General features: G+C 74.4%; 22 protein-coding genes. 11 read left to right on the plus strand and 11 right to left on the minus strand.

What is annotated here, in order from left to right:
• The first annotated feature begins 249 nt into the window (after nucleotides 1–249).
• Nucleotides 250–1,167, plus strand: a complete 918-nt coding sequence (locus KUM32_RS17975) for a PhzF family phenazine biosynthesis protein (protein WP_217142959.1) — start codon at nucleotides 250–252, stop codon at nucleotides 1,165–1,167.
• A gap of 197 nt (nucleotides 1,168–1,364) precedes the next feature.
• Here KUM32_RS17975 and KUM32_RS17980 read toward each other — a convergent pair whose 3' ends face one another.
• The 5 genes from KUM32_RS17980 to KUM32_RS18000 form a co-directional block, all read right to left on the minus strand.
• Nucleotides 1,365–1,853: a GNAT family N-acetyltransferase gene (locus KUM32_RS17980; RefSeq protein WP_217142930.1), complete on the minus strand. Its 489-nt coding sequence runs from the start codon at nucleotides 1,851–1,853 to the stop codon at nucleotides 1,365–1,367.
• A gap of 397 nt (nucleotides 1,854–2,250) precedes the next feature.
• Nucleotides 2,251–2,730, minus strand: a complete 480-nt coding sequence (locus KUM32_RS17985) for an NUDIX domain-containing protein (RefSeq protein WP_217142931.1) — start codon at nucleotides 2,728–2,730, stop codon at nucleotides 2,251–2,253.
• Nucleotides 2,731–2,798: 68 nt separating this feature from the next.
• On the minus strand, nucleotides 2,799–4,412 hold the full coding sequence (gene lnt / locus KUM32_RS17990; protein ID WP_217142932.1) for an apolipoprotein N-acyltransferase: 1,614 nt from the start codon (nucleotides 4,410–4,412) through the stop codon (nucleotides 2,799–2,801).
• A gap of 287 nt (nucleotides 4,413–4,699) precedes the next feature.
• On the minus strand, nucleotides 4,700–5,242 hold the full coding sequence (locus tag KUM32_RS17995) for a hypothetical protein (protein WP_217142933.1): 543 nt from the start codon (nucleotides 5,240–5,242) through the stop codon (nucleotides 4,700–4,702).
• Between the two features lie 79 nt (nucleotides 5,243–5,321).
• Nucleotides 5,322–6,107, minus strand: a complete 786-nt coding sequence (locus tag KUM32_RS18000) for a glutamate racemase (protein WP_217142960.1) — start codon at nucleotides 6,105–6,107, stop codon at nucleotides 5,322–5,324.
• A 39-nt stretch (nucleotides 6,108–6,146) separates the two neighbouring features.
• Between KUM32_RS18000 and KUM32_RS18005 the strand changes: the two genes are divergently transcribed.
• Nucleotides 6,147–7,373 carry a glycosyltransferase gene (locus KUM32_RS18005; protein ID WP_217142934.1) on the plus strand — a complete coding sequence of 409 codons (1,227 nt, stop codon included), beginning with the start codon at nucleotides 6,147–6,149 and terminating at the stop codon, nucleotides 7,371–7,373.
• Nucleotides 7,374–7,391: 18 nt separating this feature from the next.
• On the opposite strand, the gene KUM32_RS18010 is transcribed toward KUM32_RS18005, so the two are convergent.
• Nucleotides 7,392–8,774, minus strand: coding sequence for a TerD family protein (locus KUM32_RS18010; RefSeq protein WP_217142935.1), 1,383 nt, complete (start codon nucleotides 8,772–8,774; stop codon nucleotides 7,392–7,394).
• A gap of 296 nt (nucleotides 8,775–9,070) precedes the next feature.
• On the opposite strand from KUM32_RS18010, the gene KUM32_RS18015 reads away from it, so the two are divergent.
• The 4 genes from KUM32_RS18015 (at nucleotide 9,071) to KUM32_RS18030 (ending at nucleotide 13,714) form a co-directional block, all read left to right on the plus strand.
• Nucleotides 9,071–9,511, plus strand: coding sequence for a DUF6643 family protein (locus KUM32_RS18015; RefSeq protein ID WP_217142936.1), 441 nt, complete (start codon nucleotides 9,071–9,073; stop codon nucleotides 9,509–9,511).
• 42 nt (nucleotides 9,512–9,553) lie between these two features.
• Entirely contained in the window at nucleotides 9,554–10,381 is an 828-nt protein-coding gene (locus KUM32_RS18020) for an MOSC domain-containing protein (protein ID WP_217142937.1), read from the plus strand.
• 182 nt (nucleotides 10,382–10,563) lie between these two features.
• Nucleotides 10,564–11,169: a hypothetical protein gene (locus KUM32_RS18025; protein WP_217142938.1), complete on the plus strand. Its 606-nt coding sequence runs from the start codon at nucleotides 10,564–10,566 to the stop codon at nucleotides 11,167–11,169.
• A 106-nt stretch (nucleotides 11,170–11,275) separates the two neighbouring features.
• Nucleotides 11,276–13,714, plus strand: coding sequence for a right-handed parallel beta-helix repeat-containing protein (locus KUM32_RS18030; protein WP_217142939.1), 2,439 nt, complete (start codon nucleotides 11,276–11,278; stop codon nucleotides 13,712–13,714).
• A gap of 234 nt (nucleotides 13,715–13,948) precedes the next feature.
• Here KUM32_RS18030 and KUM32_RS18035 read toward each other — a convergent pair whose 3' ends face one another.
• Complete coding sequence (locus tag KUM32_RS18035; protein ID WP_217142940.1) at nucleotides 13,949–16,330, minus strand: hypothetical protein; 2,382 nt, start codon at nucleotides 16,328–16,330, stop codon at nucleotides 13,949–13,951.
• A gap of 322 nt (nucleotides 16,331–16,652) precedes the next feature.
• On the opposite strand from KUM32_RS18035, the gene KUM32_RS18040 reads away from it, so the two are divergent.
• Both KUM32_RS18040 and KUM32_RS18045 read left to right on the plus strand, forming a co-directional pair.
• Nucleotides 16,653–17,474 (plus strand): DeoR/GlpR family DNA-binding transcription regulator, encoded by an 822-nt coding sequence (locus tag KUM32_RS18040; RefSeq protein WP_217142941.1) that lies wholly within the window; start codon nucleotides 16,653–16,655, stop codon nucleotides 17,472–17,474.
• A gap of 118 nt (nucleotides 17,475–17,592) precedes the next feature.
• Nucleotides 17,593–18,066, plus strand: a complete 474-nt coding sequence (locus KUM32_RS18045) for an SRPBCC family protein (protein WP_217142942.1) — start codon at nucleotides 17,593–17,595, stop codon at nucleotides 18,064–18,066.
• Between the two features lie 372 nt (nucleotides 18,067–18,438).
• Here the strand turns inward: KUM32_RS18045 and KUM32_RS18050 are convergent, their stop codons facing one another.
• Nucleotides 18,439–19,563 (minus strand): PLP-dependent cysteine synthase family protein, encoded by a 1,125-nt coding sequence (locus KUM32_RS18050; RefSeq protein ID WP_217142943.1) that lies wholly within the window; start codon nucleotides 19,561–19,563, stop codon nucleotides 18,439–18,441.
• 345 nt (nucleotides 19,564–19,908) lie between these two features.
• On the opposite strand from KUM32_RS18050, the gene KUM32_RS18055 reads away from it, so the two are divergent.
• On the plus strand, nucleotides 19,909–20,232 hold the full coding sequence (locus tag KUM32_RS18055) for a hypothetical protein (RefSeq protein WP_217142944.1): 324 nt from the start codon (nucleotides 19,909–19,911) through the stop codon (nucleotides 20,230–20,232).
• Nucleotides 20,233–20,446: 214 nt separating this feature from the next.
• Complete coding sequence (locus KUM32_RS18060) at nucleotides 20,447–20,950, plus strand: ATP-binding protein (RefSeq protein ID WP_374227529.1); 504 nt, start codon at nucleotides 20,447–20,449, stop codon at nucleotides 20,948–20,950.
• Nucleotides 20,951–21,179: 229 nt separating this feature from the next.
• On the opposite strand, the gene KUM32_RS18065 is transcribed toward KUM32_RS18060, so the two are convergent.
• The gene (locus KUM32_RS18065) at nucleotides 21,180–22,418 is read right to left on the minus strand and encodes an ROK family protein (RefSeq protein WP_217142946.1); all 1,239 of its coding nucleotides are present in this window, start codon (nucleotides 22,416–22,418) and stop codon (nucleotides 21,180–21,182) included.
• A 22-nt stretch (nucleotides 22,419–22,440) separates the two neighbouring features.
• Nucleotides 22,441–23,106: an alpha-ketoglutarate-dependent dioxygenase AlkB gene (locus tag KUM32_RS18070; protein WP_217142947.1), complete on the minus strand. Its 666-nt coding sequence runs from the start codon at nucleotides 23,104–23,106 to the stop codon at nucleotides 22,441–22,443.
• Nucleotides 23,107–23,204: 98 nt separating this feature from the next.
• Here KUM32_RS18070 and KUM32_RS18075 point away from each other — a divergent pair, with 98 nt between their 5' ends.
• Entirely contained in the window at nucleotides 23,205–24,338 is a 1,134-nt protein-coding gene (locus KUM32_RS18075; protein ID WP_217142961.1) for a methyltransferase, read from the plus strand.
• Here KUM32_RS18075 and KUM32_RS18080 read toward each other — a convergent pair.
• Complete coding sequence (locus tag KUM32_RS18080; protein ID WP_217142948.1) at nucleotides 24,328–25,188, minus strand: class II fructose-bisphosphate aldolase; 861 nt, start codon at nucleotides 25,186–25,188, stop codon at nucleotides 24,328–24,330. The genes KUM32_RS18075 and KUM32_RS18080 overlap by 11 nt on opposite strands.
• Between the last annotated feature and the right edge of the window lie 33 nt (nucleotides 25,189–25,221).

Here is a 25,221-nt window from a genome sequence, read left to right on the forward strand (position 1 = left end):
GTCGGAGCCCGGCTCGCGGACCGGCAGACCGCGGGCGACCGACTGCGGGCGGCGCCGGCGGTCGACGGGAACGCGCCGCGGGCGGCCTTCGCGTCCGGCGCCCCGCTCGCGCTCACCGCCCGCCGCCCGCCGCCCGCCGCCCGCCGCCCGCCGCCCGCCGCCGAGCAAACACCCCTGCCGTGGAGGGAAACTGACCGGGTCTGTCACCCGGCAGGCCGCAAGAAGCCCCACAGGAGAGGACGACCGACCGTGGCGAACCCGCCGAAGACCACCGCGACCGAACCAGCCCACCCCCTGACCGCCGAGGTGCTGCACTACACCGCCTTCACCACCAGCCCGACCGGTGGCAACGGGGCCGGGATCGTCCTGGACGCCTCCTCCCTCGACGACGCCGAGATGGTGACGATCGCCGCCGGACTCGGCTACTCGGAGTCCGCCTTCGTCACCCCCGGGCCCGACCCGGACGGCGGTCGGTCGTTCACGCTGCGCTTCTTCAGCCCCAAGGCGGAAGTGGGCTTCTGCGGCCACGCCACCGTGGCCACCGCGGTGGCGCTCGGCGAACGCCTCGGCGAGGGCGACTTCGACTTCCACACCGCCGCGGGCCACGTGCCCGTCACCGTCCGCGAAGAGCACGGCGTGTTCAAGGCCACCCTCACGAGCGTCGAGCCCCATGTGCACGACGTCGCCCCGGCCGATGTGACCGAGGCCCTGGCGGCGCTCGGCTGGCAGGCCGGCGAGCTCGATGCCGCCCTGCCTCCGAAGATCGCCTTCGCGGGCGTGCGCCACCTGGTCCTCGCGGCCGCGACCCGCGAGCGACTGGCCGACCTGGACTACGACTTCGACCGGCTGCTGCGGCTGATGCAACGGCTCGACCTGACGACCGTGCAACTGGTGTGGCGCGAAACGCCGACCGTCTTCCATGTCCGCGACCCGTTCCCGGTCGGCGGCGTGGTCGAGGACGCCGCGACGGGCGCCGCGGCCGCGGCGTTCGGCGCCTACGCCCGCGACCTGGCCCTCGTCCCGGCGGACGCGAGGCTCACCCTCCACCAGGGCCACGACATGGGTCGCCCGTCACTGCTGGAGGTCGACCTGGTCACCGGCGATCCGCGGGTACGCGTCACCGGAGCCGCGATCGGCATGCGGCCGGCGGTGGCGCCTCGGTCGTAGCGGGGCATCGCGAAGCCGGCACGCGGACCGCGCCGGCTCCGCGTCGGCGAGGGAGCCGCCGGGGAAGGCCGTCGGCACAGGCGATTGCCCGGCCAAGGCAGAGGCGACGGCACACACGGAGCGTGCGGCGTCCAGCGGCTCCTGCGTGCCGACCGCCATGCAGGTGAAGCCGGCGTCTCGCCAACGGGCACACCGCTTCATTCCGGAGGAACGCGGAACTCGAGTTCGGGGCGGTCCCACGGCACAGCGGGCGGGTTCGCAAGCACGGTCCCGGTCCGCACCGCACCCACACGGTGGTAGAAGTCCACGGCGGGAAGATGCGACACGACCTTGAGACGGTCGACCCCGGCGGCACGGGCCTCGGACTGCATGTGCGCCACGAGCAGCCGCCCAATACCCCGTCCTTGCACTTCGTCGGCAACGAACAACAGGTCGAGCTCCGGTGGCACCAGGACGAGCGAATAGAACCCGAGGACCCGGCTTCCATGCTCGTCAGCGCCGACGGCCACGAAGACGCGGTGGGCCTCGATGTAATCAGGACCGACCCGGTAGCCCGCGACTGCGGCCGCGTACTCACCCCGGTAGGCGCCTGAGCGACGCACGAGCCGCGTGAGCCGTGTGGCATCCCGCGCGACGGCCCTCCGTATCGTGATCGGCCGGCTGGTCAGGGAAGAGCGTGGACTCATCGGGAGAGTATTCCTCACCGGGGATCGGCGTCGTGTGGCGGGTCGGGTGCTCGGGCGGGCATTCCCGCACCGCTCCGGGGACCGCTCGTCCAAGCCCCGGTCGACCGCATCACCGCGGCCGAACGGGTCGCCTGTCAGCAGCATGTGGAGCCCGAGCCGCTGCGGAGGGGCTGGTCCGGCCTGCGGCGTCCCCGTCGACCGCGCTGCCCCTGGCCCCGGCGGCGGCCGGCCGCAGCGCGCAGGCACGGCCGATACCGCCGGCCGCGCCGGTGACGAGGGCGCGGTACGGCCGTCGAGGCCGAGCGAGAGGCGTGGGGGCCGGGAGAAGGCCGGGCGAGGTCCTGTCCCGGCCCTGGGCAGCGCGTGTCCCTCACCCCATGTGGGCACGCCCCATGCTTCAGCCGGTACCTGTGGGGTCGAACCATGTGGGGGCGTCCGTCAGCGCCTGCTTGACCCTGGCGTGCCCGAACTCCTTGATGTCCGGCAGGGCGTCCACGTCGAACCAGGCCACCTCCAGCGACTCGTCGTCGTTGACCCGGGCCTCCCCGCCGACGGCTCGGCAGCGGAAGGTGATGTCCATGTACTGGCAGACGTCACCGTTGCCGTAGGTGACCGGGTTCAGCGCCTGGACGAGGACCACGCGTTCGACGACGCACCGTACGGCCGTCTCCTCCTCGACCTCGCGCACGGCGCAGGCCGCGGGCTGCTCCCCCGGTTCCGGAATGCCGCCGATGAGTGACCAGCGCCGGTTGTCGGACCGCCGGTTCAGGAGCACCCGGCCCGCGTCGTCGAAGACGACGGCGGTGACTCCGGGGAGCCAGAGCAGTTGGTGACCGGCCGAGGCGCGCAGGTCACGGATGAAGTCGGGAGTAGCCATGCGCACGACCCTAACGGGCCGGTCGGGCACCTTCCGGCGATGTCACGGGGCGTGCGGCGGGCGTACCGCTACACACCGCGGGCGCGTCGCCCGCGCACACCGGCCCCGACGGCCCAGCCGAGTCCGCCGGCCGCGACCAGCACCAGGGCGATCTCGGGCACCACGCCCAGCCGGGTGGCGGGCGTCCGGGAGGAGCGCAGGGGCACCTCCTGCACCAGGGAGTCCGCCACGAACATGCCGGTCTTCTGGGTGATCCTCCCGTCCGGCATGATGACCGCGCTGACGCCGCTGGTCACCGGGACAGCGACGGTCCGGCTGTGCTCGACCGCGCGGATGCGGGACATGGCGAGCTGCTGGTAGGTCATCTCGCTGCGGTCGAACGTCGCGTTGTTGCTGGGTACGGAGATCATCTGGGCGCCGTCGGTGACCTCGGAGCGCACCGCCCAGTCGAAGGCGGCCTCGTAGCAGGTGACGAGGCCGACCTGGGTTCCGGCCAGGGTGAACACACCCGGTTCGGTGCCGCGGCTGAAGTCCTGGCTGACCATGGAGGTCCAGTCGTCGTTGATCGCCCCGATGAGCGAGCGCAGCGGCAGGTACTCGCCGAACGGCTGGATCTGCCGCTTGTCGTAGGTGTCGACGGGGCCCTTGACCGGGTCCCACAGGATCTGCTCGTTGAGGAGCCTGCCGTCGCGTTCCACGACGCCGCCGACCGAGACGGGAGCGCCGATGGCCTTGGCGGCGCGGTCGATGACGAGGCGTGCGTCGGTGTTGGCGAAGGGGTCGATGTCCGAGGAGTTCTCCGGCCACAGCACGAAGTCCGGCTGGTCGGCCCTGCCGGCCTTCACCTCGGCGGCCAGACGTTCCGTCTCGCGCGCGTGGTAGTCGAGTACGGCTCGCCGCTGGGCGTTGAAGCCGAGGCCGGCGCGCGGGACGTTGCCCTGGATCACCGCGACGGTCGCGGTACCGTCCTCCGCCTCGTCGCTGACCAGCGGCCGGGCGGCGACGGCGCCGACGACGGGTACGGCGACACTGAGGAGGGCGACCGCCGCCGCGCTCCGCCGTGTCCCTCCGGTGCGGCGTGCCCGGGCCGCCAGACACACGGCCTCGTGGAGGCCGAAGCCGCACAGGACGACCGCGAAGCCGAGGACCGGCGTGCCGCCGACCGCGGCGAGCGGCAGGAACACCCCGTCCGCCTGTCCGAACGCGATCTTGCCCCAGGGGAAGCCCTCGAAGGGCACACGCGCGCGTGCCGCCTCTCCGGCGGTCCACAACGCCGCCGCCCACACCGGCCAGGCCGGCAGCTTCGACACCGCGGCGACGCCCGCGCCGACCAGCGCGACGAAGAGCGCCTCGATCGCGGCCAGGGCGATCCAGGGGCCGGGGCCGACCTCCACACCGGTCCACACCAGCAGCGGCAGCAGGAAGCCGAGACCGAAGAGATAACCGAGGCCGAGGCCCGCCTTCCAGCCGCGCCCGCGCAGCACCCGGCCGAAGACGGCGAAGGCGGGCAGGGCCAGCCACCACAGGGTGCGCGGCGGGAAGCTGACGTAGAGCAGCACTCCGGAGAGCGCGGCCGCGGCGGCCGGGAGGAGGCGCAGGAGCCGCGCGGCGACGCGCGAAGGGGGTGTGGTCTGCGGCTTCGTCCGGTCCGGCTCGCCGACGGAGGTTGCGGTGGCTGTCACCCCCCGGAGTGTACGGCGAGTGACCGCGCCGCCGACAGCGCGGTCCGAGGACGGCCGGGAAGGCGTGAGGCGTGGGCGGCCGGTGCCGCGTCGTCTCGGCACACCCGGGTGCGGAGCGGTCCCCGATCCGCCGGCCTTCCGGTCAGGGTGCGCCGGGCCCGGGACGCGGCACGACCCGGCCGGGCGGCGCGGGCCCGTCGGGTCAGCGCCGGTGTGCCCGTCGGCCCGCTCGCGCTGCCGGCGGGGGCCGCGGGCCGCGCACGGTGGGTGAGGGGCTGCCGGTGCGCTCAGCGCGCCGGACCGGGTGCCTTCGGACGCAGCCGGTCCTTGATGACCTGTACGGCCGCTTCGGCGTCGTCGACGGTGATCGTGAACGTGTGGCCGTCCCACAGCCGAAGGATCACGCCCTCCCCGCGCCGCACGACGACCGCGGTGCCCTTCTCCGGCCGCCAGCGGTAGCCCCAGCCACCCCACTGGCGGGGGGTGACGTGCGGGGCGAACTCGGCCCCGGCGACGTGCGAGAGGGGGATGCGGCGACGGGGCACGCCGATGTGGCCGCAGCGTACTTCGAGGCATTCCCGGTCGACTCTCAGCGCGACGTGCACGAACGCCAGCGTGCCGAAGAGGACCAGCAGTCCCGCGGCGATGCAGCCGACGACCGCCATGGCCAGCGGGGCGACGCCGGACTCCCAGGCGGAGTCGACGGCCAGCGCGATGCCGAGGGCCAGACAGGCGGCGCCGATGAGCGCCAGGAACCATTGGACCCGGCTGGTGGCACGTCCGGTCCACACGTCGGGCTCGGGGGTGGTCTCGCCGTGGCGATGCCTCATGGACAAGAGGTTACTCACGATTCGCCGCGCGGGTACCTCGTCACGCGGCGTGAGTGGGCCGACCGGGCGCGCCCGCCGGTCAGCGGGCGGGCATGACCGCTCGCAGCAGCCGGCCCTCGTCGTAGGCCAGCGCGGGCGTGGGCAGCGTGCCCTCGCGTCCGCTCAGCAGCACGGTGAGGGTGCCCTCGGCCGGGGCCCCGGGGTCGGGCCGGGCTCCGATCCGGCGCAGCGCCTGTGCGGCGACCGCGCCGGCGGAGCCGTGCAGGACGAGGCGCGGCCCGCCGGGACGCTGCACGGCGGCGCGGATGCGTTCGGCGACGAGCTCGTAATGGGTGCAGCCCAGGACGACGGTCGTCACGTCCGCGGGCGTCAGGGCGGCCGCGGCGGCGAGGGCGTCGGCGATCGCGGTCTCGTCCGCGTGCTCGACGGCCTCGGCGAGTCCGTGGCACGGCACCTCGGTGACCGCCGCACCGCCGGCGAACTCGTCGATGAGATTGCGCTGGTAGGGGCTGCCGGTGGTGGCGGGCGTCGCCCAGATGGCCACCGGCCCCCCGCCGGCCGCGGCGGGCTTGATCGCCGGGACGGTGCCGATGACCGGCAGGCCCGGCTCGAGCCGGGCGCGCAGGGTCGGCAGCGCGTGCACCGTGGCGGTGTTGCAGCCGATGATCAGGGCGTCCGGCCGATGGGCGGCGGCGGCCTCGGCGACGGCGAGGGCCCGGACGGTCAGGTCCTGGGGCGTGCGCGGGCCCCAGGGCATGCCGTCGGGGTCCAGGGAGAGAACGAGATCGGCGTCCGGTCGCAGGCGCCGTACCGCTGCGGTGGCCGCCAGCAGACCGATTCCGGAGTCCATGAGCGCGATCTTCACCCGGCCACCATAGACGATGCGCCGCTGCGGGCCGGTGTCGTGGGGCAGACTGCGCACGTGAGCGCCGATGCGTGGACTTCCGCCGTGACCGTCGTGTCCGCCCTGTCCCTCGCCGCCTGGCTGTGGCTGCTGCTCGCCCGTGGCTTCTTCTGGCGTACGGACGTCAGGCTGCCGGCCTGCGGGGACGTGGACGCCTGGCCGTCCGTGTGCGTGGTCGTCCCGGCGCGTGACGAGGCGGCGGTGCTGCCCGCGAGCCTGCCGTCGCTGCTGGCCCAGGACTATCCGGGGCGGGTGGAGGTCTTCCTGGTCGACGACGGCAGCACGGACGGCACGGGGGAGCTGGCGTGGGAGCTGGCCCGGCGGCAGGAGGGGGTGCCGCTCACCGTGGCCTCGCCCGGGGAGCCGCCCGCCGGCTGGACGGGCAAGCTCTGGGCGGTGCGGCACGGCATCGGCCTGGCACGCGCGCGGGGACCCGAGTACCTGTTGCTGACGGACGCCGACATCGCCCACGCCCCGGACAGTCTGCGCCGGCTCGTGTCGGCGGCCCGCACCGGCGGCTTCGACGCCGTCTCCCAGATGGCCCGGCTGCGGGTGGAGAGCGTGTGGGAGCGGCTCGTGGTGCCGGCCTTCGTCTACTTCTTCGCGCAGCTGTACCCGTTCCGGTGGATCGGCAGGGACCGCGGCGGGAGGAAGGGGCCGGGTACGGCGGCAGCCGCGGGCGGTTGTGTGCTGCTGCGCGCCGACGCCGCCGAGCGGGCGCGGATCCCGGACGCGATCCGGCACGCGGTCATCGACGACGTGGCCCTCGCCCGGGCCGTCAAGGGCGGCGGCGGGCGCGTCTGGCTGGGACTGGCCGACCGGGTGGACAGCGTGCGCCCGTATCCGCGGTTGCGTGACCTGTGGCGGATGGTCTCACGCAGCGCGTACGCGCAACTGCGGCACAACCCCCTGGTGCTCGCCGGGACGGTCGTCGGTCTGGCGCTGGTGTACCTGGTGCCGCCGGCGGCGGCCGTCGTGGGCGCGGCGACGGGCAGTGCGGCGGCGGCCGTCCTCGGTGGGGCCGCGTGGCTGGTGATGGCCGGGACGTACGTGCCGATGCTGCGCTACTACCGGCAGCCGCTGTGGCTCGCTCCGCTGCTGCCGTTCACCGCGTTCCTGTACCTGCTGATGACGGTCGACTCCGCGGTGCAGCATCACCGGGGGCGCGGTGCGGCCTGGAAGGGCCGTACCTACGCCCGTCCGGACGTCGTGCCCGACGAGGGCTGAGGGCCCGCCCGGTGCGGTTCACTTCCGGCCGGGCGTCCAGTTCATGCCCCATCCGTAGGCGTGGTCGACCGTGCGCTGCGGGCTCACGCCGCGCTCGGGCACCAGGTAGCGGGCCTCGCGCTGGACGACGAGCTCGCTTCCGGTGTGGGTGATCAGGGCGAGGGCGCACACCGTGGAGGGGACCGTGCACTCGTCGAGCGAGAAGTCGACCGGGGCGCCGTACTGCGGCTGGAGGGTGACCGTGGCGTGCAGGCCGGCGAAGGAGCGCGCCCCTTCGTAGATGGTCACGAAGACGAGGATGCGCCGGAAGTACCGCTGGTGGTCGAGGTTGACGGTGAGGTTCTCGCCGGTCGGCACGGCGCCGGTGCGGTCGTCGCCGTCGAGGTGGATGAACGGCGGCCGGTGCAGGGACCCGAAGGCGTTGCCGAGGGCCTGGACGACGCCCTTGCTGCCGTCGGAGAGTTCGTACAGGCAGCACAGGTCGAGGTCGAGGTCGTCGTGCGGGGCGACCGGGCGGCCCAGCTTGCGGATCCAGCCGGAGAACTGCTTGCGCACCTGCCAGTCGAGGTTCACGCGCATGGTGCCCGAGGTGCCGCCCTGCTTGGTCAGCGAGACGGAGGGTGCCGCCTCGGTGAGCGTGACCTTGGTGAGGCGGACCGGCTCGGTGGAGGGCGACGGCGGGGGCGGCGGTGCGGCGGCCGGCCGGGTCACGGCCGGGGGCGGGGATGGTGCGGCCGCCGAGGGCGCCGGGGACGGTGCGGCCGCAGGGGGTGCGGGGGGCCGCACGGCCGCGGGAGGTGGCGAGGGTTGTACGGCCGCGGGAGGTGATGACGGGGGCGGAGTGACCGTGGGGGCCGGCGGGGCGGCCGGGGGCGCCTGCTGCGGCTCGTCCACCGTGATGCCGTAGTCCGTGGCCAGGCCCGCTAGCCCGCTGTCGTAGCCCTGGCCGACGGCGCGGAACTTCCAGGCGCCCTGACGACGGTAGAACTCGCCGAGCACGAAGGCCGTTTCGACGGTCGCGCCGGGGTCGTCGAAGCGGGCCACCACGGTGTTCCGCACGGCGTCGCGGACCTCGATGTACAGGTCCGGGACCTGCCCGAACGTCCCGCCGTCGGCGGAGGCGGCGAGGATCACGGTCTCGATCGCGGGCTCCACGCGTGTGAGGTCGACGAGCAGGCTGTCGGTCACCCGGCCGCCGGCGTCCCGCTTGCCCTCGTGGCGGACCGCGCCGGAGGAGTGCGCCGGCTGGTTGTAGAAGACGAAGTCCGCGTCGGAACGGACCTTCCCGCCCCTCAGGAGCAGAGCCGAGGCGTCCGCGTCGGGCACGCCGGGGCCGGACCGCCAGCCCAGTTCGACCCGCAGGGCCGCCGTCGGCACCGGGGTGTTCGATCCTTTCCGCATTGGCATGTACGCCCCCATCACGTGTCACCGGGCCAGGCCACGTCCCGGCGGTTCGTCGAATTCCCCGCCCCAACCTATTCCCCTCGGCCGCACGCCTCCCGCGAGGAGCACGGGAGGACGACCGCACAACCCCCGGTAACCCGCCCGGAACTCGGCCTTTACCGCAAGATCACCGGTTACGGCGCCCCATTTTGCCGAGTTCGCTCGCATTGGGGATGCCGGGTCACCGCCGACACGGAAAACAACCCTCTTATCGGACTCCCCAACCAGCACATCGTGGGCTTAACTTATGTGCCATGACCTCCCCCCGCTCCACTTATGGCGGCGGCTACTACTCCGCCTCCTTCCCGGACACTCCGATCTACGACTCACTCGTGGCCGAGCGGGGCACCCCGCAGATCGCCCCGATCCGGGTCCCCGCCGCGTACGACGCGCCGGGCAGCCATCTGCCGGCGCTCCCGTCGGCCCTGCCCGCCCTCCCGGCGGCCCCCTCCCAACCGTCCTACGGCTACCCGCAGCAGGCGCCGCAGCCCGCCCCGCTGCAGCAGGCTCCCGCCGCGTACATCCCGCACCAGGCGACGGCACCACGCGGGTACCCGGGCCCCCAGCAGCCGCAGCAGCCCCGCCCGGCCGCCGCCGGCCCGGCGGGGTACGAGGCGATGCGCCCCGCGGCTCCCCGGCCCGCCCCGGCGCCGCACCAGGATCCGTACAACCAGCAGCAGTACCGCGGCTACTGAGCCGTCCCCCGGGTTGCCGGTGCCACCTGGCACGATGACTCCATGGGGAATGCGCGACTGCAGTCGATTCACGTCCATCCGGTCAAGGCTTTCCGGAGTCTGCCGCTCCGGGAAGCCGTCGTGGAGCCCTGGGGGCTGGCCGGAGACCGCCGCTGGATGCTGATCGACGACGGGGGAAAGGTCGTCACGCAACGCCAGCAGCCGCGCCTCGCCCTGGCCGCCGCCGAGCTCCTGCCCGGCGGCGGCGTCCGGCTGTCCGCGCCCGGCCGGGAGCCGCTCACGGTGCCGGTCCCGCGCCCGGCGGACACCGTCGTGGCACAGCTCTTCCGCGACAAGGTCGAGGCGCTCCCCGCGCAGGACGACGCCGCGCACGCCTGGTGCAGCGCGTTCCTCGGCGCCGACGTGCGCCTGGTGCACCTGGACGATCCCGCCACGCGCAGGCCCGTGGACCCCGAGTACGCGCTGCCGGGCGAGACCGTCACCTTCGCCGACGGCTTTCCGCTCCTGCTCACGACGACGGCCTCCCTCGACGCCCTCAACTCCCTGATCGCGGGCGGCGAGCACGCGGAGGAGGGCCCGCTGCCCATGAACCGCTTCCGTCCCAACGTGGTCGTCTCCGGCACCGACGCCTGGGCCGAGGACGACTGGTCGCGCATCGCCGTCGGCGAGGTCGCCTTCCGGGTCGCCAAGCCGTGCGGACGGTGCGTGGTGACCACCACCGACCAGGGCACCACCGAGCGCGGCAGGGAGCCGTTGCACAGCCTCGGCCGGCACCGACGCCTCAACGGCAAGCTGGTCTTCGGGCAGAACCTGGTGCCGGTCGGCCGCGGCACGGTCCGGATCGGCGACCCGGTGCGGATCATCGAGTGACGGTGCCGCTGGTGCGGGACTCCGCCCGGGAACCGGTTCCACGGCCCGGGCGTTGGGCTGCATGAGAGCTTCATGAGAGGACCGGCGGGGACGCCACCAGGACAGGCGGCGCCCTCTTCCCGACCGGCTCGCGCGTGAACGGCTCGAGCGGGGGCGGTGGGAGCGGGAAGGGGGTCCGGGGCGTGCGGGCGATCAAAGGGCTCTGGCGCTGGCGGCACAATCCGCTGTGCCGGGCGACCGACCTGGTCGAGGCGTGGGTGGCCCTGGGGACACTGCTGCTGATCCTCTCCCTGGCGCCCCTGGCCGGCGTGCTGGTGGGCGACGTGGCGCGGGACGCCCTGGAGCGGTCGGTGCGGGACCAGCACGAGTCCCGGCACCGGGTGACGGCCACCGTACTGCGTGCACTGGAGCGTCCGGTGCGGGGCTTCGACCCGGAGAGCGCCTCCTCGGCGGACCAGCGCAGCCGTGTCCACGCCCGCTGGACCGCGCCGGACGGCTCCGAGCACGAGGGTCCCGTGCCGACGGGCCTCGACGACCCGCGCATCGGCGACCGCTTCGCGATATGGACGGACGCGCAGGGGCGGTTGGTGGCCCGCCCGCTGGACTCGGCGACCGCCACGACGCACGCCGTGCTCGCCGGGTTCGGCGCCGCCCTGGTGGCCGCGGCCCTGCTCGAGACCGGCCGCCGGATCATCGTCCGGCGCCTGGTCCGCCGCCGGTACGCCCGTCTGGAACAGGAATGGGACCGGGCCGGACCGGACTGGGGCAGGACGGGCACGGGCATCTGACGGCTTGCGCCTCCGGTCAACTCACCACCGACGCGCACGCTACGGTGGACCGGCCGAACCAATCGGTGACAACCCGCGTACGACGAGGTGGGGGCAGAGCAACGCCATGGCACAGGGCACGGTCCAGGTGACGCACACCGGTACCTCGCGGTGGCGGCGCCGCACAGGTGAGTACGCATCGCTCGCCGCCGCCCTGGAGGCCGCGGCAGACGGTGACGTGCTCACCGTCGCTCCCGGCACCTACCGGGAGAACCTCGTCGTCCAGCGGGCGGTGACCCTGCGCGGACCCGAGGGGGCCCAGGGTTCGGTGCGGATCGCGCCCGTCGACGGGGTGCCGCTGACCGTGCGCGCCTCGGCGGTGGTCCAGGACCTGCACGTGGAGGGCCAGGACGCGGCGGCGCCCGCGGTGCTCGTCGAGGAGGGCACGCCGGAGCTGCTGAACCTCCGGGTGGTCGCGCGTTCCGCCTCCGGGATAGAAGTGCGCGGGAGCGCGCGACCGACGGTGCGGCGCTGCACCGTCGACAATCCGGCCGGCATCGGCATCGCCGTCCTCGACGGCGGGGGCGGCGTGTTCGAGGAGTGCGAGGTCGTCTCGGCCGGCCAGGCGGGCGTCGCGGTGCGCTCCGGCGCGCACCCCCGGCTGGAGCGCTGCCGGATCCATCACGCCGCGGGTTCCGGCCTGACGGCGACGGGCGACGGCTCCGCGCTGGAGGCCGTGGGCTGCGAGGTCTACGAGGTGCGGGGCAGCGGTGTGCAGATCACCGGCCGGGCCACCGCCCACCTGACCGACTGCGACGTGCACCGCACCACCGCCGACGGCGTCACGCTCGACACCGACGCGGTGCTCACGCTCGCCGACTGCCGGATCCACGACATCCCGGAGAACGCTGTCGACCTGCGCTCCCGCTCCGTGCTCACCCTGACCCGCACCTCCGTGCGGCAGTTCGGGCGCAACGGACTGTCGGTGTGGGACCCGGGCACGCGGGTGGACGCCAACCAGTGCGAGATCTTCGACAGCACGGGCGACTATCCGGCGGTCTGGGTCAGCGACGGCGCCACCGCGGTGCTCGACTCCTGCCGGGTCCACGACGTACCGGACGCGCTCTTCGTCCTGGACCGCGGTTCGCGCGCCGACGTCGTCGACAGCGATCTGTCGCAGGTGCGCAACACGGCCGTGTCGGTGAGCGACGGCGCCACCGCACAGCTCGACGACTGCCGCATCCGGGACGCGGCCACGGGCGCCTGGTTCCGCGACCACGGCAGCGGCGGCACCCTGAACAACTGCACCCTGGACGGCAACCGCACCGGCGTGATCGTCACCAAGGGCGCCGACCCCACGATCGAGCGCTGCACGGTCGACTCGCCCACCGAGGCGGGGGTGTACGTGTCGGCCGGAGGCCGCGGCAGCTTCCTGAACTGCCGGGTGACCGGCAGCGCCGGCTACGGGTTCCACGTCATCGACGGCTGCCGTACGACGCTGCGGAAGTGCCGCACGGAGCGGTGCGCACGCGGTGGCTACGAGTTCGCCGACGGCGGTCCGGACGCCGCACACGACTCCGGCCCGCTCGTCGAGGACTGCACCAGCGACGAGAGCGGCGGTCTGACGCCACCCGCGTCAGCGGAACCGGCCGTGCAGAGGGTGGGCCGGTCCCCCGGTCTGCTGGGGTCCATCCCCGGGCAGCGCAGCACCGAGCAGGAGCCCCTGATCGCGGGCGCCGGCCCGCAGGACCCGGCGCGGACCTCGAAGGCCGTCCTGGGTGAGCTGGACGCGCTGGTCGGGCTGGACAGCGTCAAGCGCGAGGTGCGGGCCCTGACCGACATGATCGAGGTGGGCCGGCGCCGCCGGGAGGCGGGCCTGAAGGCCGCGTCGGTCAAACGGCACCTGGTCTTCACCGGTTCCCCCGGCACCGGCAAGACGACGGTCGCCCGGCTGTACGGCGAGATCCTGGCCTCCCTCGGGGTGCTGGACAAGGGGCACCTCGTCGAGGTGTCCCGGGTGGACCTGGTCGGCGAGCACATCGGCTCCACGGCGATCCGCACCCAGGAGGCGTTCCAGCGGGCGCACGGCGGTGTGCTGTTCATCGACGAGGCGTACGCGCTCTCCCCCGAGGACGCGGGCCGGGACTTCGGCAAGGAGGCCATCGACACGCTGGTGAAGCTGATGGAGGACCAGCGGGACTCGGTGGTGGTGATCGTCGCGGGCTACACGGCGGAGATGGAGCGCTTCCTGTCGGTCAACCCCGGGGTCGCGTCGCGTTTCTCGCGGACCATCACCTTCGGCGACTACGGGCCCGAAGAGCTGCTGCGGATCGTGGAACAGCAGGCCGACGAGCACGAGTACCGGCTGGCGCCGGGCGCGGCCGAGGCGTTGAGGCAGTACTTCACGGCGATCCCCAAGGGCCCGGCCTTCGGCAACGGCCGTACCGCCCGGCAGACCTTCGAGGCCATGGTGGAACGGCATGCGAGCAGGGTCGCCCAACTCGCCGACCCCAGCACGGACGAGCTGACCCTGCTGTACGCCGAGGATCTGCCGGAGCTGCCGTAGGGCGGCCTGCCGGAGCCGCGCGGGTCCGGCAGCCCGCTCCGGCGGGCCTCGTGCCCCAGGGCCTGTCGTCCGGATCATGCCGCGGACGCGGGGTCTGGCACGCACATCTGCGGCGTCACTCGCCGACGCTCCGCGTCCACTCCCTCCTCCGCCTTGCGACTGCACGCACCGGACCCCGCTCACCGGCGCTGACAGGCTCCGTCGCCTTCCTGCGGCCTGACCGGACGACAGGCCCTAGCAGGCCTCGGGACCGTCGTCCGCCGCCGGCACGGGCTCCGGCCCGGCGGTGTGGCGTGGCGCCGGTACCTCCGGGCGCAGCCGGGCCAGCAGGCGCTGCCGTTCCTCGGCGAAGGCCGGGTCCGCCTGGTAGTCGGAGTGGCCCAGGATCGGCGCGGGCAGCGGGTGGAGTTCGGTGCGGCCGTAGGTCAGCGGATCCTTGAGGGGGGCGCGGTCCACCGCCGGCCCGCAGTCGCCGGGCAGCCGCATCGGACCGCCGATGGGGTCGGTGCGCCGGTACAGGTTGCGCCAGCAGTCGACCTCCTCGTGCAGCGAGGCGAGCGCGGCCGGTCCGAAGTGGGCCGGGAACCAGCGGCCGTACAGCCGCTCCAGCGGGGAGCCGTAGGTGAGGAGCGCGACCCGTTTACGGGCGGACGGCTCCAGTTGCCAGGCCGCCGCGGCGGCGAGGACGCTGCCCTGCGAGTGCCCGGAGATGACCAGTCGCCCGCCCGTGGCACGGGTCCAGGTCGCCATCCGCCAGGTCAGGTCGGGCACCGCGCGCTCGGCGTAGCAGGGCGGCGCGAAGGGGTGGGCGGCGCGCGGCCAGAAGGTGCCGACGTCCCACAGGATGCCGATGGTGCGCCGCGCGGAGGCGTCCTTGTAGGCGCGCCTGCCCCAGGTGACGAACAGGACGAAGCCGAAGCCGATGAGCCAGGAGCCCAGGGCCTGCGCGGTCTGCGCCGCGCCGTGCACGAAGGCGTACGTCCCGCGCGCGGCGTCGGCGGGCACCCGGTCGGTCGTCAGGGCACCCACCAGGGCTCCGGCGCCCGCCAGCAGCGTGGCGGCGGAGGTGACGGCGACGAGGAGCGGCGCCCGGTCGGTGAGGGTCGCCGCGGCGCGGGTGAAGGCGATACGCCGGGTACGTCCCGGGTCGCCGGCCTCCCCGGGGTGGTCGCCCTCCACCACGGCCCGTTCGGCGCGGGCGAGGCGCCAGGTGTGCCGGGCGAGGGCGGCGCCGAGCAGCAGCACCACGACGAGCAGCGGCGGGATGACGGACGCCTGCCAGGTCAGCAGGACGGGCGGGCCGTCGATGGACGTGCCGTTGCCGTCCAGCCAGTCCGACACCCGCTGGGCGACGCCGCCGGACATCACGCCGCCCAGCGCGCAGGCCAGCATGGCGACGGCGGGTCCGCCGAGGCCGCGGATCGCGGCGCGGGCGTCGGGCAGGCCCCGGTGGAGCAGGTGGGCGACCACGGCGAGGGCGATCACCAGCAGGCCCTGCACCAGGGCGATGCCGCCGAAGGTCATGTCCCCCGGCAGCCGGCCCGCCGACGTCCACGCGGGACGGGCCCAGCCGCCGTACACCAGGACGAGGGCGAGCAGGGCGAGGGCGGCGAGCGGCAGACGTCGTACGAGGTGCTGGTCGAGCTGCCGGTCGAGGTGGTTCTCGCTGCGGCCCCGGCGGCAGACCACGGCGACCACGGCGGCCGTGCCGGTGGCCAGCGCCGCCGGCAGGAGCCATCCCAGCACGTCGAGCAGCGCGGGTCCGCCCGGCCTGCGGTCGAAGCGGGCCGCCGGTTCCCCGACCGCCGCGGCGACCGTCAGCAGCCCGGCGGCGGTGTGCGCGGCGCGCAGCCGGGCCACGAGGCGGCGCCCGTACCAGAATCCGGGCCGGCCCAGGGCGGTGCGGCTCGGGTCCTTCTCGGGTTCGAGGGTGCGGTCCATCGGCTGCTGGGACTCGTACGCCCGCCAGGTGCGCAGCGACAGGTACCACAGCAGGCCGGTGAGCGCGGCGGGCACCACGGCCGCGAGGGCGAGCCTGCGGCCGGGCGCGCTCCACCAGCCGCCGTCCGACATCACGGGTGACAGGAAGCCCAGCCAGGAGTGCCGCTCGGCACACGCGCGCGTGCCCGCGCACTGCCAGGCCAGGAGGTCGATCGCCACCTCGCAGGCCGCGGCGACCAGCAGGACCGTGAGGGTCAGTCCCGCGAGCCGGACCAGCAGCCCGTACAGGCGGACCGTCCGGATCCGGCCGTGTGTGGAGGGACGCATCCAGTGGGCGAGGTTGACCACCATGAACGGCAGGAGCAGCAGCCACAGGGCGCGGCTTCCGTTGCCGGAGGTGAGGTTGCACCAGACGTAGGCCTCGGGCACCGGCCGGCCCCGGTAGTCCTCGGGTCGCGTCTCGGCGTCGGCGTCCTCGGCGCGCCGGAAGACGGCCGCGATGTGGTCGCCGGTCATCCGCACGGTGCGGGGGTCGTCCAGCATCTCGGCGGGTGTCGTGCCGCCCACTCCGTGCACCAGGAGTTCCAGCGCGGTGCCGGTTCTCCCGTCTCTCCCGTCGCCCGGTCCGGGGGCGTCCCGTCCGCCCGTCCCGGCTCGGTCCTGTGCCTGTTCCACTGTCCGCTCTCCCCCGTGACGCGACGTCGGCTGTTGTCCGTGGGGCACAAGGATCTCCGCTGGGAGGCCGGCGTACACCCCCCGGCACGGAATCTCCCCGATCCGTGTGGCCGGTGACGCCGGGACGGGCAGTTGGTGACATGCGCGCGACAGGCAGGCGGTGGCGCGGCCCGTGGCGGGGCGTGCGAGGATGGGACGCCCGCGTACCGGAGCGGGGAGAACTCGTCGTCGGACGGGGTTCCCCGGCCGAGCGGAGTCGAGGCTCCCGGGAGGGTGCGCCGGGCGTGGTGGACGGTTGTGCGGCGAAAGGACCGGAGCGTACGTGAGTGAGAACTCGAACCTCCTCGCGGAGCAGCGCCGCGCCCTCATCCTCGACGAGGTGCGCCGCCGGGGCGGTGTCCGGGTCAACGAACTGACCCGCAAGCTCGGCGTGTCGGACATGACGGTCCGCCGCGATCTCGACGCGCTGGCCCGGCAGGGCGTGCTGGAGAAGGTGCACGGTGGCGCGGTCCCGGTGGCCGAGGCGAGCACGCACGAGCCGGGGTTCGAGGCCAAGTCGGGACTGGAGCCGACCGCCAAGGAGGACATCGCGCGGGCCGCGGCGGAGCTGGTCGCGCCGGGCGCCGCGATCGCCCTGTCGGGCGGTACGACCACGTACGCGCTGGCGCACCGGCTGGTGGACGTGCCGGACCTGACGGTGGTCACCAACTCGGTGCGGGTGGCGGACGTGTTCCACGCGGCGCAGCGCACCTCGGGGGTGCGGCAGGGCGCGGCCACCGTGGTGCTCACGGGCGGGGTGCGCACGCCCTCCGACTCACTGGTGGGGCCGGTCGCCGACCGGGCGATCGCGGCGCTCCACTTCGACGTGCTGTTCCTCGGCGTGCACGGGATATCGGCCGAGGCGGGCCTGTCGACGCCGAACCTCGCGGAGGCCGAGACCAACCGGCGGCTGGTGCAGTCGGCGCGGCGGGTCGTGGTGGTCGCCGACCACACCAAGTGGGGTGTCGTGGGCCTGAGTTCGTTCGCAGCGCTGGAGCAGGTGGACACGCTGGTGACCGACGCCGGCCTGCCGGCGGAGGCACGCGCGGAGATCGCTGAGCACCTGCGGCTGGTCGTGACGGGCGAGCCGGACCCGGGCGAATGACCCCGGTGGGCGTCGCTGACCGGCCCGGGCCCCGCTGACACCCGGCGCACCCCCGGCTATCGTGACGCCTCCCGGCCGATCGTCCGCGTCCGCGGCTTCGCACGAGGGGGTTGTGCCCATGGCTCGCCGTCTGCGTCCGGTGGGTCTCGGCTTCGTCGAGACGGCCCCCGTACGTCTGGTCTTCGCACGGGAGGTCTCCGCCGCTCCGGACGCGGTCTTCCGCGCGCTCGCCGAGGACGTGCCGGGGTGGACCGCGTGGTTCTCGGCGGTGACGCTCGCCCGGCCCATCGGGGAGGGAGCGGGGCGCGAGATCCGGCTCAGGGGCGGTACGCGCTTCCTGGAGACCGTGCTGGCGGCGCACGGGCCCGAGGTGTACGCCTACCGCGTCGACGTCACCAACGCTCCGGGCGCCCGGGCGATGGTCGAGGAGTGGCGGCTGACGCCGGCCGGGAGCGGCACCCGCGTGCGGTGGACGTTCGCCGCGGACGGAACGGCACCGTTCCGCTTCGTGCTGGGCCGCGCGCGTCCAGGACTGGGGCGGGCCTTCCGCAACGCGGTCACGTCACTGGACCGGCGGCTCACCCGGGGGTAGCGCGGAGCCGGTGGCCCGGAACGGCCGCACCCCGGAGGCCGACGCCCCGTCCCCGCGCCCGGGAGCGGGGGCCGCCAGCCGCGGGCTCGGTGCCCGAAGGCCGCGGAACGGACGACCGCCGGCCGGAGCGTTGGTGACGCGCCCGCGACCCGCAGGCCGGGCCCCGCACATCCCCGCCCCGGCGTCCGAGGGCCCCCGGACCGGACGGCCACCGGCCGGAGACCCTCACTCACGCGCCCACGGAGGCCGCCGTGCCGGGAGCCGGGCCCGGGGGTCGGGACCCTGCGCCCGGGTCAGTGGGCCCGGGTCGGGGCCGGGGCCCACGGGTGGGCCCGTGGGGTCGGCATGCGGGGTGAACCCGTGGGCCGTGGGTCAGGTCGGCCACGCGCCCGTGTGCAGCAGGGAGTCGATCGCCGCCGTGTACGGTCCGATGTCGAGGCCCTGTTCGGCGAGCCACGCGTCCGAGTAGTACTTGTCGAGGTACCGGTCCCCCGGGTCGCACAGCAGCGTCACCACGCTCCCCCGGCGGCCCTCGGCCACCATCTCGGCGACGATCTTGAGCGCGCTCCACAGCCCGGTGCCGGTCGAGCCGCCCGCCTTGCGGCCGATGGCCCGTTCCAGGGCCCGCACGGCGGCGACGCTCGCCGCGTCCGGCACCTTCATCATGCGGTCGATCGCGCCGGGTACGAAGCTCGGCTCCATCCGCGGCCTGCCGATGCCCTCGATCCGGGAGCCGCAGTCGCAGGTGACGTCGGGATCGCCGGTGGTCCAGCCCTCGAAGAAACAGGAGTTCTCCGGGTCGGCGACGCAGATGCGGGTGTCGTACTGCATGTAGTGCACGTAGCGCGCGAGGGTCGCCGAGGTGCCGCCGGTGCCGGCCGTGGCGACGATCCACGCCGGTTCGGGGAACCGCTCCAGCCGCAGCTGCCGGAAGATCGACTCGGCGATGTTGTTGTTGCCGCGCCAGTCCGTGGCGCGCTCGGCGTAGGTGAACTGGTCCATGTAGTGGCCGCCGGTCTCCGCCGCGAGGCGGGCGGACTCCTCGTACATCCGGCGGGAGTCGTCCACGAAGTGGCACCGGCCGCCGTGGAACTCGATCAGGCGGATCTTCTCGGCACTGGTCGTGCGGGGCATGACGGCGATGAAGGGCACGCCGACCAGCTTCGCGAAGTAGGCCTCGGAGACGGCCGTCGAGCCGCTGGACGCCTCGATCACCGGGCGGTCCGGTCGGATCCAGCCGTTGCACAGTCCGTAGAGGAAGAGCGAGCGGGCGAGCCGGTGCTTGAGGCTGCCGGTGGGGTGGGTCGACTCGTCCTTGAGGTACAGGTCGATGCCCCACCGTTCGGGCAGCGGGAAGAGGAGCAGGTGGGTGTCGGCCGAGCGGTTGGCGTCGGCCTGGACCTTGCGCACGGCTTCTTTCAGCCAGCTGCGGTAGGCGGTGTCGCTGTGGTCGACGTCGAGGGTGGCGCCGGTGCGGGCCTGCTGGGGGGTGCTCACGAGGGGGCTCCTTACGCTGCGCGCCGACGGCGCGTGGCGCGGCCGACGCCTCGATCATAGGCGCCTTCCACACGCTTCTCACCTGCATAAACACACCTTTGGGAGCCTCAAAGGCACCCCTGGGCCGGCCTGAGCGGACCGGTGGGGGCGCATTCGCGCGAGTGCTCCGGCCGCCTCGGGAAAGGGCCGGCGCGCACTGGTGCTCGACGCGCGGTGCGGGCAGACTGCCAGCGGGCGGGGCCGGGGTCCCGCCGCGGGGGCGCACACTGCAGCACGACACGAGCCGGGTACCGGGCCCACCGAGGTGCACGGTCCGGCAACCGACGCGCACGAGGGGGTGACGGCATGGCGGAGCCGGAGTTCAGGGCCACGGGGGTGCGGATCGGCAAGCGGCTGCGCTCACTCACCCGGGCCGGAACGGTCCGGATCAGCGGTGGCAGACTCGAGTTGCTCACCAGCTACGGCAGCGAGATAGACAGCGCGCCGGTGCAGGCGGTGCGCGCCTCCCGGCCCTGGTTCGCCCCGGAGGACCGGGCACTCGCCGACCTCAACGGCAAGCGGTACCTGCTCACGCTCGGTGAGCGGGACCCCGCGCCGGGCGAGCCGGGGCCGCCCCCGGCCCGCCGTTTCATCGAAGCGGTGCGCAGGGCGGCCGGGCGCCGCGGCTGAGATGTCCGTAAGTTGCGGTGCCCTACCCCTTGCGTCACGCTGGTCTCACGTCACTCTGGGTTTACCGGCGATAACGCTGCGAACCAGCCCGCCGGCCATGACAGCAGGCGGCGGTGTGCCGCGTACGCCCTGCTGGATCCGAACTCCGTGTTCTTCCGGACCTCTATGTCGGGGAGTCGCAGCCGTGATCAGTCACCCAAGCAGACACTGCACGGTGGAGCTCCAAGCCCTGCCGTCGCGGATCGGCCAGGTCCGCAGAATCGTATCTGCGCAATTGCGCTACTGGCATATGGATTCCCTGATCGACCGGGCCGCGCTCGGCGTGACGGAGTTGCTGACCAACGTCCACCTGCACGCCCGGCCCGACAAGACGTGCACCGTGAAGATAGAGCTGCTCCTGGACCGGCTCACGGTCTCGGTGCGCGACCACGATCCGCATCTGCCGGTGGTGGACGACGCGGAGCCGCTCGCGACGTGCGGGCGCGGGCTCGCCATGGTGGCCGCGATGAGCGAGAGCTGGGGCGCCCGGCCGGACGGTGAGTCGGGAAAGGTCGTCTGGTTCACGCTTCCGACGGCCGCCACCGCGCCTCCCGTCTCCGCCCGCCCGCCGCGGCGCCTGGTCGAGGAGGTGCCGGCCGCCGCGTTCGCGGAGGTCGAGCGCGCCGTCGAGCTGGGCAGGCCCCAACCGACTCCCGCCCGGCCGGCCGTTGTCGGCTGACCGGGCGGTGACCGTTCGCTGCCGCGGGCCGTCCCCCGGGGCCGCTGCGGCCGTGCGGGCCCGCGACAGCCCGACGGCCGCGGGCACGGGCGGCCGCCAGGCCCCGCGGGCGCCGGCGGTGGACCGTCCCCACCGGCCCGGGCAGTCCGAGGGCGGCGCGGTGGCACGCCCTGTGCCGGCGCGCGGCCCGCCCGACCCGCGGCTGGACGACGGGGATCGTCCGCAGGCCCTAAGCCAGCGCCCCCAAGGGGTCGTCCAGCACCGGCTGCCAGGCCAGCTCGGCGGCGCCCACCAGGCTGTTGTGGTCGAGGCTGCACGGCAGGATGGGCACGCTTCCGCTCTGGCCCCACAGGCTGCGGTCCGCGACGACCGCGCGCAGACGCCCGGGGTCGGCGTCGAGCAGCGCGCGGTGGAGTCCCCCGAGGATGATGCGGTCCGGGTTGAGGATGTTCACCAGGCCGGCGAGGCCGAGGCCCAGGCGGTCGATGAGGGCCTCGGTGGCGGTGCGGACGGCCGGGTCGGCGTACTGGCCGCGGATCAGGTCGTTGGACTGCTGGAGGAGGGACACCTCGGGTCCGGGCTCGCGTCCGGCCGCCGTCAGGAAGGCCAGTGGGTCGGTCTCCACGTCCAGGCAGCCCCGGCTGCCGCAGTGACAGGGGCCGCCCTCGGGGTTGACGGTGAGATGGCCGACCTCCAGGGCGAGACCGGAACTGCCGCTGTGCAGGCGGCCGTCGAGGACGAGCGCGCCGCCGACGCCCCGGTGGCCGGTCGCCACGCACAACAGGTCGCGGGCGCCGCGTCCGGCACCGTGCCGGTGCTCGGCGAGAGCGGCGAGGTTGACGTCGTTCGCAGCGAAGGCGGGGCCGTCGATGCCGGCGGCACGCACCTGCTCGGCGAAGATCCGGCGTACCGGTGCGCCCGCGGGCCAGGCCAGGTGCAGCGGGTTCAGGGCCGTACCGTCCGGCTCCGCCACGGCGGACGGTACGGCGAGCCCCGCGCCGACACAGCGGCGCCCGGCCTCCCGGAGGAGTTCCGCGCCCGCCTCGACGACGGAGCCGAGCACCTTCGCCGGGTCGGCGTCGATGACCTCGCAGCCGGGCGTGGTGGCGACGATCCGGCCGCCGAGGCCGACCAGCGCCGCGCGGAAGCCGTCGGCGTGGACCTGGGCGGCGAGGGCGACGGGTCCGTCCTCGGCGACCGCGAGGCGGTGCGAGGGGCGGCCCTGCGAACCGGCCGCCGCGCCGGGCCGGGCGTCGACCCGGATCAGGCCGAGCGCCTCCAGTTCGGAGGCGACCGCGCCGGCCGTGGCCCGGGTGACGCCGAGTTCGGCGGTGAGGACGGCCCGGGTGGGCGCGCGTCCGGTGTGCACGAGCTCCAACGCGGGTCCGAGCGCGCCGCGCCCCCGGTCCAGCCGCGTCCTCGAGGTGGTCCCTTGCCCCGCCGCCCGGGGGTCCGCCTTGCCGCTCATGAGGGGGAGTCTCCCATGATCCTCAGGTACGGGGTGGCTGGAGACCGCTGACCCGGAGCGTGATGTTCAGCCGCCCGGTGAGCCCCAACTCGGGCGGCGCGGTACCCGCGTACACCCTCGGCACCCCGTGGTATGCGAGCCGGGAGGGCCCGCCGAAGACGAACAGGTCGCCGCTGCGCAGCTCGACGTCGGTGTAGGGGCGGGTCCGGGTCTCGGGGTTGCCGAAGCGGAAGACACAGGTGTCGCCGAGGCTGAGGGAGACCACCGGCGCGTCGGACCGCTCGTCCGCGTCGCGGTGCATGCCCATGCGGGCGTCGGCGTCGTAGAAATTGATCAGCGCGATGTCGTACGGGGCCGCCGTGGCCGCCTCCGCGCCCAGTGCGCCGGCCACCGCCCTGCGGCCGAGGTCACCGAGCCAGGCGGGGAAGGGCTTCACCGGGGCGCCGTCGCCGTCGACGCCGGTACGGGCGTAGGCGTACGGGTACCAGTGCCACCCGAGGCACACCTGCCGCGCGGTCATCGTGCCGCCGCCGGGGGTGCGGACGGTGCGCAGTCCCGCGGGCGGGCGGGCCCACTCCCGGCAGGCGCGCAGCAGCACCCGCTGCCGGCCGGCGTCCAGCCAGTCCGGCAGGTGCACCGCACCCGGGGCGACCTCGGCCCGGGACCTCGGGAACAGCTCGGCGTCCATGTCTCCCATCCTGCCCGCGTCCCTGGGCACCGCGCCCGGAACGGGCCGGGCTGCGGCTCGGCTAGCCTGGACGCACGATGAACGACCGCGACGACCGTATGACCACTCCCTGGGGCGAGCACGTGCTGACCCGCTTCCCCGAGGACCCGCGCGACCGGCTCCGCGCCTGGGACGCCTCCGACGAGTATCTGCTCGGGCACCTCGCGGAGCAGGAGGTCCCCCTGTCCGGCACGGTCGTGGTCGTCGGCGACCGCTGGGGGGCGCTGGTGACGGCGCTGGCGGCACACCGGCCGGTGCAGATCACCGACTCCCACCTCGCGCGGGAGGCGACCCGCGCCAACCTGGAGCGGAGCGGTGTCGAGCCGGGCTCCGTGCGTCTGCTCACCACGCAGGACCCGCCGCCGGACCGCGTCGACGTGCTGCTGGTGCGGGTCCCGAAGAGCCTGGCGCTGCTGGAGGACCAGCTGCTGCGGCTGGCGCCCGCGCTGCACGAGGGCACGGTCGTCGTCGGCACCGGGATGGTCAAGGAGATCCACACCTCGACGCTCAGGCTGTTCGAGCGGATCGTCGGCCCCACCCGGACCTCGCTGGCCGAGAAGAAGGCGCGGCTCATCTTCGCCACGCCCGACCTCTCGCTGAAGCGGCCCGCCAACCCCTGGCCGCTCAGCTACCGGCTCCCCGACGACGTCGGGACGCTCTCCGGCCGGACCGTCGTCAACCACGCCGGTGTCTTCTGCGCCGACCGGCTCGACATCGGCACCCGGTTCCTCCTCCGGCACCTGCCACCCGCCGGCCGCGCCCGGCGGGTGGTGGACCTGGGCTGCGGCAACGGCGTGGTCGGTACCGCGGTGGCGCTGGCCGACCCCTCGGCAGAGGTGCTGTTCACCGACGAGTCGTTCCAGGCCGTGGCCTCGGCGGAGGCGACGTACAGGGCGAGCGGGGCGGCGGGGCACGCGGAGTTCCGGGTCGGCGACGGGCTGGCGGGGGTGCCGGACGCCGGCGTCGACCTGGTGCTCAACAACCCGCCTTTCCACTCGCACCAGGCGACGACCGACGCCACGGCGTGGCGGATGTTCACCGGGGCACGGCGCGTGCTGCGTCCCGGCGGTGAGCTGTGGGTGGTCGGCAACCGGCACCTGGGCTACCACGTCAAGCTGCGGCGTCTGTTCGGCAACTGCCAACTGGTCGCGAGCGACCGGAAGTTCGTCGTGCTCAAGGCCGTCAGGAAGTAGCCCGGGCCACCACCTGGGCCAGTGCCGCCACCGTCCGCGCCATCGCCTGACGTCCCGCGGTGAGATAGCCGCGGGAGTCGGCCGCCTCGGGCCGGGCGGCGAGGAACTCCCGGATCGCGCCGGTCATGGCGAGGTTGAGGGCGGTGCCGACGTTGACCTTGCTGATGCCGCCCGCGACCGCCGCGGCGAGTTCGTCGTCCGGGAGACCGGAGGAGCCGTGCAGCACGAGCGGCACGTCCAGCGCGCCCGCCAGTTCCTTGAGCAGGTCGTGATCGAGGGCGGCGGTGCGCGTGGTCATGGCGTGGGAGCTGCCGACGGCGACGGCCAGGGCGTCCACGCCGGAGTCGGCGACGAAGGCGCGCGCCTCGGCGGGGTCGGTGCGCGCTCCGGGCGCGTGGGCGTCGAGCGGCGGCTCCCCGTTCTTCCCGCCCACCTCCCCCAACTCGGCCTCGATCCACAGCCCCTGGGCGTGCGCCCAGTCGGCCGCGGCCCCGGTGGCCGTCAGGTTCTCGGCGTACGGCAGCCGGGAGGCGTCGTACATCACGGAGCTGAATCCGGCGTCCGGAGCCTGGCGCAGCAGGCTGTCGCTCTGGACGTGGTCGAGGTGCAGCGCGACGGGCACGGCGGCGCCCTCGGCGGCGGCGACGGCGGCGCGGGCCAGCGGCAGCAGCCGGCCGTAGCGGTACTTCACGGCGTTCTCGCTGACCTGGAGGACGACGGGCGTCCGCACGGACTCGGCGCCGGCGACGACGGCCTCGATGTGCTCCAGGGTGATGACGTTGAAGGCGGCGACGGCGGCGCGCTCCGCCGCGGCGCGGGCGATCAGGTCGCCGGTGGTGGCGAGGGGCACGGTCTCTCCCTTCCCGGGCGTCGGAGGGCGGGC

The organism is Streptomyces sp. AC627_RSS907, assembly GCF_019049165.1.